Source organism: Tepidimonas charontis, from assembly GCF_007556685.1.
GTDB lineage: Bacteria > Pseudomonadota > Gammaproteobacteria > Burkholderiales > Burkholderiaceae_C > Tepidimonas > Tepidimonas charontis.
This window is the reverse complement of record NZ_VJON01000019.1, coordinates 13,243-26,383: the sequence shown is the minus strand read 5'-3', so window position 1 is coordinate 26,383 and position 13,141 is coordinate 13,243. Positions and strand designations below refer to the sequence as shown.

The 13,141-nt window shown below is 67.3% G+C and carries 8 protein-coding genes and 6 tRNA genes; 13 read left to right on the top strand and 1 reads right to left on the bottom strand.

Translation table 11 applies throughout. From position 1 onward, the window contains the following. The first annotated feature begins 29 nt into the window (after nucleotides 1–29). The 5 genes from Tchar_RS07085 to Tchar_RS07065 all read left to right on the top strand — a co-directional run bounded on the left by Tchar_RS07085 (nucleotide 30) and on the right by Tchar_RS07065 (nucleotide 443). Nucleotides 30–105: transfer RNA gene (locus tag Tchar_RS07085), tRNA-Ala, on the top strand. 8 nt (nucleotides 106–113) lie between these two features. After that, a tRNA-Glu gene (locus Tchar_RS07080) sits at nucleotides 114–189 on the top strand. A 4-nt stretch (nucleotides 190–193) separates the two neighbouring features. Beyond that, nucleotides 194–270: transfer RNA gene (locus Tchar_RS07075), tRNA-Asp, on the top strand. A 16-nt stretch (nucleotides 271–286) separates the two neighbouring features. Then, nucleotides 287–362, top strand: a tRNA-Glu gene (locus Tchar_RS07070). Between the two features lie 4 nt (nucleotides 363–366). Next, nucleotides 367–443: transfer RNA gene (locus Tchar_RS07065), tRNA-Asp, on the top strand. Nucleotides 444–553: 110 nt separating this feature from the next. Here the strand turns inward: Tchar_RS07065 and Tchar_RS07060 are convergent. Further along, nucleotides 554–5,089, bottom strand: a complete 4,536-nt coding sequence (locus Tchar_RS07060) for an EAL domain-containing protein (RefSeq protein WP_161595474.1) — start codon at nucleotides 5,087–5,089, stop codon at nucleotides 554–556. 130 nt (nucleotides 5,090–5,219) lie between these two features. Between Tchar_RS07060 and tsaD the strand changes: the two genes are divergently transcribed. From tsaD to Tchar_RS07020, 8 genes are all read left to right on the top strand, one after another. Next, nucleotides 5,220–6,269, top strand: a complete 1,050-nt coding sequence (gene tsaD / locus Tchar_RS07055; RefSeq protein WP_144328351.1) for a tRNA (adenosine(37)-N6)-threonylcarbamoyltransferase complex transferase subunit TsaD — start codon at nucleotides 5,220–5,222, stop codon at nucleotides 6,267–6,269. 199 nt (nucleotides 6,270–6,468) lie between these two features. Next, nucleotides 6,469–7,809: a branched-chain amino acid ABC transporter substrate-binding protein gene (locus Tchar_RS07050; protein WP_236640373.1), complete on the top strand. Its 1,341-nt coding sequence runs from the start codon at nucleotides 6,469–6,471 to the stop codon at nucleotides 7,807–7,809. 134 nt (nucleotides 7,810–7,943) lie between these two features. Beyond that, the gene (gene rpsO / locus Tchar_RS07045) at nucleotides 7,944–8,210 is read left to right on the top strand and encodes a 30S ribosomal protein S15 (RefSeq protein ID WP_144328350.1); all 267 of its coding nucleotides are present in this window, start codon (nucleotides 7,944–7,946) and stop codon (nucleotides 8,208–8,210) included. Nucleotides 8,211–8,444: 234 nt separating this feature from the next. Further along, entirely contained in the window at nucleotides 8,445–10,568 is a 2,124-nt protein-coding gene (gene pnp, locus Tchar_RS07040; protein WP_144328349.1) for a polyribonucleotide nucleotidyltransferase, read from the top strand. Nucleotides 10,569–10,617: 49 nt separating this feature from the next. After that, nucleotides 10,618–11,619: an NAD(P)H-quinone oxidoreductase gene (locus tag Tchar_RS07035; RefSeq protein WP_144328371.1), complete on the top strand. Its 1,002-nt coding sequence runs from the start codon at nucleotides 10,618–10,620 to the stop codon at nucleotides 11,617–11,619. A gap of 47 nt (nucleotides 11,620–11,666) precedes the next feature. Then, complete coding sequence (tpiA, locus tag Tchar_RS07030; protein WP_236640371.1) at nucleotides 11,667–12,407, top strand: triose-phosphate isomerase; 741 nt, start codon at nucleotides 11,667–11,669, stop codon at nucleotides 12,405–12,407. A 128-nt stretch (nucleotides 12,408–12,535) separates the two neighbouring features. Further along, entirely contained in the window at nucleotides 12,536–12,889 is a 354-nt protein-coding gene (gene secG, locus Tchar_RS07025; RefSeq protein WP_144328347.1) for a preprotein translocase subunit SecG, read from the top strand. Between the two features lie 141 nt (nucleotides 12,890–13,030). Then, nucleotides 13,031–13,115, top strand: a tRNA-Leu gene (locus Tchar_RS07020). Nucleotides 13,116–13,141 lie beyond the last annotated feature (26 nt).

Below are 13,141 nucleotides of genomic sequence, written 5' to 3'. Positions count from 1 at the left end.
TCAGCGTTAAAAGCATCGTCTGTATCCGTGGGGGTATAGCTCAGCTGGGAGAGCGCTTGCATGGCATGCAAGAGGTCAGCGGTTCGATCCCGCTTACCTCCACCACGAATGTAGACCCTATCGTCTAGAGGCCTAGGACATCACCCTTTCACGGTGAGTACCGGGGTTCGAATCCCCGTAGGGTCGCCACTTCGGAGCGGTAGTTCAGTTGGTCAGAATACCGGCCTGTCACGCCGGGGGTCGCGGGTTCGAGCCCCGTCCGCTCCGCCAACCGTTTGTCATCGACGACCCTATCGTCTAGAGGCCTAGGACATCACCCTTTCACGGTGAGTACCGGGGTTCGAATCCCCGTAGGGTCGCCACTTCGGAGCGGTAGTTCAGTTGGTCAGAATACCGGCCTGTCACGCCGGGGGTCGCGGGTTCGAGCCCCGTCCGCTCCGCCAACCCATCCTATGCATAACCCTCGACACCCGGCCGCGCGCCGGGTGTTCGTTTTTTTGCGAAACGCGCGGTGCCGTGGCACCCAACGCGGCAGCGGGTGTCGTCCCCGCCGTCACTGCGCCGCGTTCGGCTGCCCGTCGAAGGCATCCATCCACGCCACCAGTTGTTCCCACGGCATGGGACGCGCGAAACAATAGCCTTGCACGCACATCGGCCCCATCGTTCGCAAAAAGTCGAGCTGGCGCCGCGTCTCCACCCCCTCGACGACGACGCTGGCGCGCAGTGCCTGGGCCACGTCCAGCACCGCCGCGACGATGCGCTCGCTCGGCCCGCCGCTGCCCAAGTGGTCGGTGAAGCTCTTGTCGATCTTGAGTTCGTCCACTGGCGCGCGCATCAGATACGACAGACTCGAGTACCCGGTGCCGAAGTCGTCCAGCGCCACCAGAGCGCCACCGGCGCGTACGCGCTGCAGCCAGCGCTGCGTGATCGGGTTGTCGTCCATCCAGGTCGACTCCGTCACTTCCAGGGTCAGGTGCGGCAGCAGGCCTTGACTTTCGTTGAGCCACGCCTCCAACGCCGCGTCGCCAAACTGCGCCGCCGACAAGTTGATCGAGACGCGAAACGGCGGCCCCCAGCGTTGGGCGGCCTCCAGCGCACGCAGGCCGGCCTCGCGCAGGGCCCAGCCGCCGATGCGCCGAATCTGGCCGGTGGTCTCGGCCACGGGGATGAACTCGCTCGGCGCCACCAGGCCGCGGGTGGGGTGGCGCCAGCGCAGCAGCGCCTCCACCCCGACCACGCGCGGTTGCGGCCACATCACCAACGGCTGAAAATGCAGCTCGAACTGCGACTGCGCCAGCGCCTCTTCCAGTCCGACCTTGATCTCGGCCTGACGGCGGGCGCGGCTTTCCATGTGCGGCGAGTAAAAGCGCAGCCGATCGCGTCCGCTGTTTTTGGCGGTGTACATGGCGGTGTCGGCCATGCGCAGCAGCTCTTCCACCGTCTCGCCATCGTTGGGGTAGGCCGCGATGCCGATGCTGGCGGTCAGGTGCTGTACGGTGCCGGCCAGCTCCACCGGTTGCCGCGCGGCGTGCAGCAGCACGTCGCCAACGCGTTCGGCCACCATCGGGGTCTCGGCGCCATCGAGCAGCACCACGAACTCGTCGCCGCCAAAGCGCGCCACGGTGTCGTTGGCGCGCACGGCGCGCCGAAAACGCTCGGCCATTTGGGCCAGCAGCGCATCGCCGGCTTCATGGCCGTAGACGTCATTGACCTCCTTGAAGCCATCGAGGTCGATGAACATGACATAGACCGGCTGCATGTCGCGCCGCGCACGCAGCAGGGTTTGTTCCAGCCGGTCGCGAAACAGATTGCGGTTGGGCAGTCCGGTGAGCGGGTCGTAGTTGGCTTGCCGGAAGATGGTTTGCTCGCGGACTTTGACGTCCTCGATATTTTCGATCATGGCCACCACCAGCGTCCCCACCGGATCGGGGTGATGGGCCATGTGCAGATATTGGCGCGCCCAGTGCTGGGTGCCGTCCAGGCCGTGCAGGCGTTTCTCCAGCGCAGCCACGGGCTGGCCACGCAGCAGCGCCTGCCACTGCACCGCGTCCTCGGCGCGGTCGGGCTCGGCGGTGAAGTCGCGCCAGGCGCGTCCCCGCAGATCGGCGCTGGCCGCACCCAGCAGCGCCGCCAGGGCATCGTTGATGTCCTGGATCAGGCCCTCGGGGGTGAGCACCGCCACCCCCACCGCTGGATTGCTCCACACCGCCTGCAGGCGGGCGCGCACCGCCGCTTCGCGCCGCTCCAGCTCGATCAGATCGGTGATGTCCAGCAGCGATGCGGCCAGGAAGCGTTCACCGCCGCTGCCGTCCCGTATGCGGCTGCAGCGCTCTTGCACCATCAGGATACCGGCGCCGTCGCGCAACAAGCGGTAGCGCTGTGTCCAGCGATCATCGTCTTGCGCCTGCCAGCGCGCCAGCACGCGGGGCCGATCCTCGGGGTGGATGCGCTCGATCAGCGCTGCACCGTCGGCATTCGGTGTGCCCAGCCATTCGGTCAGACGCGCCGAGGCATACAGCAGCCGCCCGCTGGCCGGCTGCAGCAACAGCACCGCCTCGTGCAGGGCGTCGGTGAGAGCGCTCAGCCGTGTTTGTAACTCCAGTCGTTCGTGCTCGGCGCGTTGCAGCGCGCTCATGTCGGTGACGGTGAGCACCGTCCCGTGACGCTCGTCGGCGGTACGCCACGGCGCGATATGCAGCAGATAGCGTCCGTTGGGTTGTTCGATCTCCTGCTGCCACGCCTTTGCACTGTCGCGCTCCAGTCGCTCCCCCAAGTCGGCTGGCCAGGGAAAGCGCCGCCGGTCGAAGCGCAGCGGCAGACCGAGGTGCTGTTCGCGCAGCCCGAACCACTCCGCTGCATGCTGGTTGTAGCGCACCAGCCGCCCCTGCCCGTCGATGATGAGGATGGCTCCGGCCAGGCTTTCCTGGACCGTGGCGAGCAAATCGGACAGCTGTTGCTGCTCACGCAGCGACCGGTCGAGCTCTTCGTTGAGCGTGCGCAGCTCCTCGTTGGAGACTTGCAGCTCTTCGTTGGAGGACTCCAGCTCCTCGTTGGCAGCCTCCAATTCCTCGGAGGTGATGCTGAGCGACTCGTTGAGCTGCTGCAGTTGACGCTGCGACTGCTCCAGCGCTTCGATCAGCGACAGTTGTCGCTCTTGCTCCAGACGCCAGCGCTCATCGACGGCATCGGCCGGGGGGACGTTGGCGTGCGTGGCTGCACCCGGCAGGGCGACCGGCGCGAACGACAGCAGCAGGTAAGGGTCGCCCGCCACATCCAAGCGCACACCCAACAGTCGCTGCGGGGGCATGTCGGCCAGCGCCGGCAGCGGCAGCTCCAATTCGTCGGTGCCGCTGAGCAGGCGCTGAATGGCCAGCCGAACGTCACGCTGCCATTCGCGCCGCACGGTGTGCGGCAGTGCCATGGCCGACGCCGACCCTTCGGGCCAATGCAGGATGGCGGCCATATCGCCATGCACGTGCAGCAGACGACCCTCGCGGTCGGTGAGCATCGTGGGCGGGGCGTGGCGGCGCAGCAGATGCTGCACCAGGGTCTCGTGCAAATCGGCCTCCAAGCGGTCGGCCGGGCGCAGCTGGCGCGCCGGGGAGCCCAGCAGCGCCGTCGCCGGGCGTTCGGCGCGGTGCATCACCACGCTACCGTGGCGCCAGCCACGCCGCTCGCCCTCACGGCGGCGCCACAAATGTTCGTTGGCCACCACCGGCGCAAACAGCGTGCGCGTGCGCGCCGTCAGCGACTCCGAGTGACCCAGCAGCAACAACCCATCGGGCTGCAGGGCGAAGTGCAACTTGGCCAGCACCTGCTCCTTGGCGCTCGCTTGCAGGTAGATGAGCACGTTGCGGCACGCCGCCAGGTCCATGCGCAAAAACGGCAGCTCACGCAGCACGTCGTGACGCGTGAACACGCAGTGCCGCCGCAGGTCTGGGGTCACGCGCAGGGTCTGGCCGATGCGGACGAAATAGCGCTCGCGCCAGGCCGCCGGCAGTGCCCGCGCCCCTTCCGCGTCGAACATGCCGCTGCGCGCCTGCTCGATGGCCTGGGCATTGACGTCGGTGCCCAACACCATCCAGTCGTCCTGACGTCTCAGTTCGCGCAGCAGATCGTCCAGCAACATCGCCAGTGTGTAGGCCTCTTCTCCGGTGGAGCATCCCACCGACCACAGGCGAATCGGCAGCGTGGTCGTCGTGCGCGCGGCAATGCGTTCGCGCAGCGCCACGCGCAGGGCGGCGAAGGCGCTCGGGTCACGCAGCCATGCGGTCACGCCAATCGTCACCGATTGCGCCAGCGTGGCCAGCAACTCGGGGCGGCGCTCGACGGCGCGTTGCAGGGCAGCCAGATTCGGTAGGCCCTCCTGCCGCATCACACGCTCGAATTGGCGGCGCAGGGTGGCCTTTTGGTAGTCGGCCAAATCGATACCGGTGTGCTGACTGACCTGGGTGATGAGGGCAGCGAGGGCATCGGTTTCACCAGCCATGCTGCTGGCTGGGCCGGTTGGAGCCACGCGCGCCGCGGCCAACGTGGCCAAGCGGTGCCCCAACCCCGCCGCGTTGTCCACGTGGTCGGCCAGGCCGCGGGCGATGATGGCCTGCGGCATCGAGGCAAAGGGCGCTTCTTGTGGCTGTTCGGCCCAGACGCTGCCGCCGGCATGGCGCACCGCGCGAGCGCCGACCGCACCATCCTGCCCGGTACCGGAGAGGATGATGGCGACGACGCGCGGACCAAGGGTGGCGGCGCTGCTGAGCAGACGGTCGATGGACGGTGCGGGCGAGGCGCCGGCAGGCACCGGATACAGCCGCAGGCGGCCGTGTTCCCATTCGGCGTGACAACCGGGTGGTATCACCAACACCGTGCCCACGGCGGGGCGCACCCCATCGGGCGCCGTCTTCACTTTCAGCGGCGTGACCGACTGCAGCAGATGCACCAGCGCCGACGGCTCCTGCCCACTGAGATGCTGGGCGACGATGATCGCCAGCCGTGCCGAACCCGGTAGCGCGGCGAGCAATTCACGCAGCGGCTCCAGCGCCCCCGCGGAGGCGCCCAGGATGGCGATCGGATAGGTGGCACGGGGAGGCATCGACTGACCCGACAGACCGCGCTGTGTCCGTCCGATGGGGACGAATCGCCGTGCGCTCGCAAACCATTGTAGCATTGTAGTGCGCCATTGTCGTGCCCCGTCGCTTGGCGGCAGCCCTTACACTGCCGCCATGCGTTTTTTGGGTATTGAATCATCGTGTGACGAGACGGGGGTGGCGCTGGTGCAGCTGCTGCCCGACGGCGCGGCGCGGCTGCGGGGCGCGGCGCTGCACAGCCAGGTGGCCATGCACCGCGACTACGGCGGCGTGGTGCCGGAACTGGCCAGCCGCGACCATATCCGGCGCGTACTGCCGTTGATGGAGGCCGCACTGGAGGAGGCCGGTGTGGACTTGCGTGCGGTCGATGCCGTGGCCTACACGCGCGGACCCGGCTTGGCTGGTGCCTTGTTGGTGGGGGCGGGGGTGGCTGCAGCTCTGGCCATGGCCCTGGGTGTGCCGGCGCTGGGCGTGCACCATTTGGAGGGGCATTTGCTGTCGCCGTTTTTGAGCGCCGACCCACCCGCTTTTCCATTCGTGGCCTTGTTGGTCTCGGGCGGTCACACCCAGTTGATGCGCGTCGATGGGGTTGGACGCTATGCGCTGCTGGGCGAAACCATCGACGACGCCGCCGGGGAGGCGTTCGACAAGTCGGCCAAGCTGCTTGGGCTGGGTTACCCGGGTGGGCCGGCCCTATCGCGTTTGGCCCAGCAGGGTGATCCGGCTGCCTTCGCCTTGCCGCGGCCGTTGCTGCACAGTGGCGACCTGGATTTTTCCTTCGCTGGCCTGAAGACGGCGGTGCTGACCCAGGTGCGCAAGCTCGGGCCCGCGCTGGCGGCGCGGCGCGCGGATCTGGCGGCGGCCACGGAAGCGGCCATCGTCGATGTGCTGGTTCACAAAGCCGCGCAGGCGATGCGCGCCACCGGGCTGCAGCGTTTGGTGGTGGCCGGCGGCGTCGGTGCCAATCAGCGCCTGCGCGCTCAGCTCGATGAGCGGGCGCGTCGCGCCGGCTGGCGCGTGCACTACCCGGAGCTGGCGCTGTGTACCGACAACGGCGCCATGATCGCGCTGGCGGCGGCAATGCGCTGGCAAGCCGGGGGCTGGCCACCGCACGGTGATGGTTGGGCGTTCGACGTGCGCCCGCGCTGGCCGCTGCAGGCGTTGACGCCGGCAGCGCCGGCGTGATACGCCACCTCGACGGCGAGTGATGGCCGCCGTGCGTTGGTGGCCCCCGGTTGGGGTGCGAGCTATGTGTAATTATGAATTATCACGCCGCATTTCCCGCTACAATGATCCCACGCAGCGCGGCCGAGCGTCGAACCGGTGCCGCCGCGCGTCCGCGCCATAAGCAACGAGGACCCATCGAGAGATGAAGACGAACGACATGGAAACGACAACCCTGCGATCCGCCGCGCTCGGCAAGATGAGCCGGCGCACCTGGCTGGGGACGGCAGCGGCCTGGGTGGCCAGCGGCTGGGCGCCGACCTGGGCCCAAAACGGACGCGCCGCCGACCCGGTGCGGTTGGCGCTGATCGAGGGCCTCTCGGGCCCGATGGGCAACACCGGTGAGGCCGTGTTTCGCAACCTGGTGTGGGCCGCCGAACGCGTCAACGCCCGCGGCGGGATCGACCTGGGCGGCGGTGTTCGCCGGCCGCTGCAGATCGCGCGCTACGACAGCAAGGGGCAGGCGCAGGAGGCGCTGTCGGCGCTGCAGGCGGCGGTGGACGATGGCGTGACCTTGGTGGCGCAAGGCAATTCTTCGGCAGTGGCGGCTTCACTCATCGAGGCCATCAACCGCCACAATGCGCGCACGCCGCAGCGCGCCCTGCTGTATCTGAACTACGCCGCCGTCGATCCGGTGCTGACCAACGAGCGCTGCAGCTTCTGGCATTTTCGCTTCGACGCGCACGTGGACATGCGTATGGCGGCGTTGATGAGCGTGCTCAAAGACGATGCGACCGTGCGCGACGTGTATTTGATCGGACAGGACTACAGTTTCGGGCAGGCTGTCTTGCGCGAAGCGCGGCGCCAATTGGCGCTGCAGCGGCCCGATGTGCGCATCGTGGGCGAAGAGCTGCATCCGATGGCACGCATCAAGGACTTTTTGCCCTACATCACCAAAATCAAAGCCAGCGGTGCGCAGGCGGTGATCACCGGCAACTGGGGCAATGATCTGACGCTGCTGGTGCGTGCGGCGCGCGAAGGCGGCTTCGAGGGCAAGTTCTACACCTTCTACGGCAATGCGCTGGGGGCGCCGGCGGCCATTGGCGACGCCGGGGTGGGCAAAGTGTTGGCCGTGGCCGACTGGTTCCCCAACGCGCCCGGCGAGGCCTCGCGTGCGTTTTACCAGGCGTTCCGCCAGCGCTTCCCCAATCCGGCCGACGACTACATCCACATGCGCATGCAGCTGATGATCGAGGCGCTGGCGCAAGCCATCGAGCGCGCTGCGCGTGCGCCGAGCGCCAGCGCAGGGGTGCTGCCGCATGCGCAGGACATCGCCTATGCGCTGGAGCGCGCCGACGTGACGCTGGCCGGACAGCGCTTGCGCATGCGCGCCGACGACCACCAGGCCCAGCAGCCGCTGATGGTGGCGGTGATGGAGCGCCAAGGCGCTCAGGGCGTGCCGTTCGACGTCGAGGGGTCCGGCTACGGCTTTCGTGTGGTCAAGCGCATCGAGGCCGAGGCGGCCGAGATGGCGCATACCTGCCGCATGGCCCGTCCCTGATGGTACAATAAGGAGCTTTTTTCACGCCAGTGTGGCGCGAAGAAGTCACGTCCGCAGCGGCAGTGTGCGTTGGTGTTGGACGCCGGCGCACACGTGGGCTGCCGCGGATCGCATGTCCGTTGTCGAGGTTATCCATGATCACGTCCGAAGTCAAAGCCAAAGTCATTGCCGAGCATGCGCGCGGCGCCAACGATACCGGCAGCCCCGAAGTCCAGGTGGCGCTGCTGACCGCGCGTATCAACGAACTCACCCCGCACTTTCAAGCCCACAAGAAAGACCACCACGGCCGTCGCGGTCTGCTCAAGCTGGTCAGCCGTCGCCGCAAGCTGCTCGACTACCTCAAGCGCAAGGACTCCGACCGCTATGTGGCGCTGATCCAGAAACTGGGTTTGCGCAAGTAATCGGTGGTTGTCTGTCTGACCGTGTGCGCGCGGCGCACCTGCACGACGCCCGGGGCCGGACTGCGGTCCGGGGCGTTTTTTGTTGCATGATTGGCGGCGCAACACCGCCTCAACCCAGGGACCGACCGGTGCAGAGCGAAGCTGTGTCATTCCAAGGCCGTGCGCGCGTCGGCGTGCGGCGCTGGAATGGCATCGTGTTCTGAGCGGCGGCCCCCTCTTGTCACGGAGTTTCGTATGAGCCTGTTTCAGAAACACACCCAAACGTTCCAATGGGGCCGCCACACGGTCACGATGGAGACCGGCGAGATCGCGCGCCAAGCCACGGGCGCCGTGCTGCTGGACATGGACGGCACCGTCGTGCTGGCCACGGTCGTCGCGCGCCCCGAGGCCAAGCCCGGTCAAGATTTCTTTCCGCTGACGGTCGATTACGTCGAGAAGGCCTATGCCGCCGGCAAGATTCCGGGCAGCTTTTTCAAGCGCGAAGGCCGCCCCAGCGAGTACGAGACGCTGACCAGCCGTCTGATCGACCGCCCGATTCGCCCGTTGTTTCCGGACGGTTTCTTCAACGAGGTGCAGATCGTCGTGCACACGTTGTCGCTCAACCCGGAGGTGGACGCCGACATTCCCGCGATGATCGCCTCCAGCGCCGCGCTGGCCATCAGCGGTATTCCCTTCCATGGCCCGATCGGTGCGGCGCGGGTGGGTTATATCAATGGCGAGTACGTGCTCAATCCGGGGCCGGCCGAGCGAGCCAACTCGCGCCTGGATTTGGTGGTGGCGGGCACCGAGTCGGCGGTGCTGATGGTGGAGTCCGAGGCCGATCAGCTCAGCGAAGAGGTGATGCTGGGCGCGGTCGTCTTCGGTCACGAACAGGGCAAGCGTGCCATCGAAGCGATCAACGCCTTGGTGCGGGTGGCCGGTAAACCCGCGTGGGATTGGCAGCCGCCGCCGCGTGACGAAGCCCTGATCGCCAAGGTTACCGAGCTGGGCGAGGCGGCGCTGCGCGCGGCCTACCAAATTCGCAACAAGCAGGCCCGCACCCAAGCCTGCCGTCAGGCGTATGCGCAGGTCAAGGCGGGCTTGACCGAGGCCGGCGTGGCCTTCGACGAGGTCAAGGTCGATGGTTTGCTGTTCGAGATCGAGGCGCGCATCGTGCGCCAGCAGATCTTGGCCGGCGAGCCGCGCATCGATGGACGCGACACCCGCACCGTGCGACCGATCGAGATCCGCACCGGGGTGCTGCCGCGCACCCACGGCTCGGCGCTGTTCACGCGCGGTGAAACCCAGGCGCTGGTCATCGCCACCCTGGGCACCGAGCGCGACGCGCAGATCATCGATGCGCTGTCCGGGGAATACCAAGACCGCTTCATGTTGCACTACAACATGCCGCCGTTTGCCACCGGCGAGACGGGCCGCGTGGGAGCCCCGAAGCGGCGTGAAATCGGTCACGGCCGTCTGGCCAAGCGTGCGCTGGTGGCGGTACTGCCCAGCAAGGACGAATTCCCCTACACCATCCGTGTCGTCTCGGAGGTCACCGAGTCCAACGGCTCTTCGTCGATGGCCACCGTCTGCGGTGGCTGTCTGGCGCTGATGGACGCGGGCGTGCCGATGAAGGCGCACGTGGCCGGCATCGCCATGGGCCTGATCAAGGAGGGCAATCGGTTCGCGGTGCTGACCGACATTCTGGGCGATGAGGATCACCTGGGCGACATGGACTTCAAGGTGGCCGGTACCACCGAAGGCGTCACGGCGCTGCAGATGGACATCAAGATCCAGGGCATCACCCCGGAGATCATGCGGGTGGCGCTGGCGCAAGCCAAGGAAGCCCGGCTGCACATCCTGGAGAAAATGCAGGCGGCCATCGCCGGTGCGCGCGCGGAGATTTCGGCCTATGCACCGCGCTTGTACACGATGAAGATCAACCCGGAGAAGATCCGCGACGTCATCGGCAAGGGCGGGGCGACCATTCGCGCCATCACCGAGGAGACCGGCACGCAGATCGACATCGCCGAGGATGGCACCATCACCATTGCTTCCACCGACGCCCAGCGCGCCGCCGAAGCGCGTCGGCGCATCGAGGAGATCACGGCCGAGGTCGAAGTCGGCCAGATTTACGAAGGCCCGGTCACCAAGATTCTCGACTTTGGTGCCCTGGTCAACATTTTGCCGGGCAAGGATGGGCTGCTGCACATCAGCCAGATCGCGCATCAGCGCATCGACAAGGTCACCGACTTCCTCAAGGAAGGGCAGGTGGTCAAGGTCAAGGTGATCGAGACCGACGACAAAGGCCGCATCAAGCTGTCGATGAAGGCGCTCACCGAGCGCGACGCCGCGGCGCAACAGCAACAACAGCAGTGAGCGCGCGGCGGCGTGTCTTGCGGCAGGAGGCGGCATCATGGCCCGTGACATGCAGGCGATCGAAATCGCCGCCCATGGCGGCCCGGAGGGTTTGCGCCTGGTGCGTCGGTCGCTGCCCGAGCCGGGTGAGGGCGAGGTGCGGATCCGCGTGAGCGCCTCCGGCATCAACCGACCGGACGTGCTGCAGCGCCTGGGGCGCTATGCACCGCCGCCCGGCGTCTCCGACCTGCCGGGGCTGGAAGTCGCCGGCGTCATCGATAGCGGCGACGTCGAGGCCATGGAGGCCGCCGGACTGCGCATCGGCGACCGCGTCTGCGCCTTGGTCGCGGGCGGCGGCTATGCCGAGTATTGCGTGGCCCCGGTGGGGCAGTGTCTGCCCGTGCCGCGCGGCTGCAGCGACATCGAAGCGGCCGGCCTGCCCGAGACTTTTTTTACCGTCTGGAGCAATGTCTTCGACCGCGGCCGCTTGCAGGCCGGCGAAACCCTGCTGGTGCAAGGCGGCGCCAGCGGTATCGGTGTGGCGGCCATTCAAATGGCGCGTGCCATGGGCGCGCGTGTGTTCGTCACCGTGGGCAGCCCCGACAAGGCCGAGGCATGCCTGCGGCTGGGGGCGGAGGCGGCCATTCTGTACCGCAGCCAAGACTTCGTGGCTGAAGTGCAGCGCCTCACCCACGGGCGCGGTGTGGACGTGATCCTGGACATGGTGGCTGGCGCCTACGTGGGGCGCGAAGTGCGCTGCCTGGCCGAGGACGGACGTCTGGTCATCATTGCCGTGCAAGGCGGCACCGACGCGTCATTCGACGCCGGTTTGGTGCTGCGTCGGCGCTTGACGATCACCGGCTCCACCTTGCGCCCACGGTCGGTGGCGTTCAAGGCGGCGATTGCGCGTGAACTGCGTCGCCACGTCTGGCCGCTGATCGAGCGTGGCGCCATTCGGCCGGTCGTCTACCGGGTATTCGCGCCTGAAGAGGCGGCGCAGGCCCATGCGCTGATGGAGTCCAATCAGCACATCGGCAAACTGATCATCGATTGGAGTCGGGCGTCGGCCTGATGCGGCCCGTCCGTTGCAAATCTTCTCGTCGTACAAGGAAGCTACCGATGCGCAAGCTGATCGCGGGCAATTGGAAGATGAATGGCAGCCTGGCGGCCAACGCCGAGTTGTTGCAGGCGCTGCGCGCCGCGCTGCCGGCGGCGCCAGCGGCCGACGTGGCGGTGTGCGTGCCGTTTCCGTATTTGGGGCAGGTGCAGGCGGCGTGCACCGGCAGCGCCATCGCGTGGGGGGCGCAAGACGTGTCCGTACACGTGGCGGGCGCCTACACCGGCGAGGTCAGCGCCGCGATGCTGCGTGACTTTGCATGCCGCTACGTCATCGTCGGCCATTCGGAACGCCGCCAATACCACGGCGAAAGTGACGATATCGTCGCCCAGAAGGCGCGGCGCGCACTGGCAGCGGGTATCACGCCGATCGTGTGCGTGGGTGAAACGCAGGCGCAGCGCGATCAGGGTGATACCGAATTCGTCGTCAAGCGGCAGTTGGCGGCGGTGATCCATGCGGTGGGCCATTGCGTCAGCGAAATCGTGGTGGCCTACGAGCCGGTGTGGGCCATCGGCACCGGGCGCACCGCCACCCCGGAGCAGGCACAGGCGGTGCACGCCGTGCTGCGTGCCCAGCTGCGTGCCGCCGTGCCCAGTGAGCGGCGCGTGCGCATCCTCTACGGCGGCAGCATGACGGCCGACAACGCAGCGGCATTGCTGGCGCAGCCGGATATCGACGGCGGCCTGGTGGGCGGTGCGTCGCTCAAGGCCGACGCCTTTTTGCGTATCGTCGCGGCGGCGTAATGGGTGGGGCAGGTCGATCTGAGCCAACGGCGTGTGTGCGGGCACACGGCGGGTGTTGGGACGATGGTTCGCCGTGGCGCCGTGCGCCCGGCGTTTGGTTTGGTATTTTCAACTGGAGTGTTTGATCCATGACGGTGTTGTCCACATTGCTGATGATCGTGCAGGTGCTGTCGGCGCTGGCCATGATTGGCCTGGTGCTGATGCAGCACGGCAAGGGCGCCGACGCTGGGGCCGCCTTTGGCGGCGGTGCGTCGGCCAGTCTGTTTGGGGCTTCGGGCGGGGCCAACTTCCTCTCACGCAGCACGGCGGTGCTGGCCACGGTGTTTTTGGCCTCCACCCTGGCCCTGGCCTTTTTGGGCTACCAGCGCCCGCAGTCCAGTGGCGGCGGCAGCGTGCTCGAGACGGTGCCGGCGGCGCCAGCACCCGCAGCGCCTGCAGCGCCTGTGGAGGGTGCCCCGGCATCCCAGATTCCGGGTCGTTGAAGCTGGCGGTCGTCGCTCACACGACGGGCCCCCGCGCCGTTTCGGCCGGGGGCTTTTTTACGGCTACAATAGCGAAGTCGTCGATGCACGGTAACTCGCTGGAGCGGTGCAGCCAATCCAGCGCTCGACGAACAGCCCCTTGCCGACGTGGTGGAATTGGTAGACACGCTATCTTGAGGGGGTAGTGGCGAAAGCTGTGCGAGTTCGAGTCTCGCCGTCGGCACCAACGGTCAAAAACCGCATCCAACACCA

Bases quoted from the DNA above. Each gene is read 5' to 3' on its own strand.
- pnp (WP_144328349.1), top strand. From the start codon at position 8,445: ATGAGCCTGTTTCAGAAACACACCCAAACGTTCCAATGGGGCCGCCAC.
- secG (WP_144328347.1), top strand. From the start codon at position 12,536: ATGACGGTGTTGTCCACATTGCTGATGATCGTGCAGGTGCTGTCGGCG.
- tsaD (WP_144328351.1), top strand. From the start codon at position 5,220: ATGCGTTTTTTGGGTATTGAATCATCGTGTGACGAGACGGGGGTGGCG.
- Tchar_RS07035 (WP_144328371.1), top strand. From the start codon at position 10,618: ATGCAGGCGATCGAAATCGCCGCCCATGGCGGCCCGGAGGGTTTGCGC.
- rpsO (WP_144328350.1), top strand. From the start codon at position 7,944: ATGATCACGTCCGAAGTCAAAGCCAAAGTCATTGCCGAGCATGCGCGC.
- tpiA (WP_236640371.1), top strand. From the start codon at position 11,667: ATGCGCAAGCTGATCGCGGGCAATTGGAAGATGAATGGCAGCCTGGCG.
- Tchar_RS07050 (WP_236640373.1), top strand. From the start codon at position 6,469: ATGGAAACGACAACCCTGCGATCCGCCGCGCTCGGCAAGATGAGCCGG.
- Tchar_RS07060 (WP_161595474.1), bottom strand. From the start codon at position 5,089: ATGCCTCCCCGTGCCACCTATCCGATCGCCATCCTGGGCGCCTCCGCG.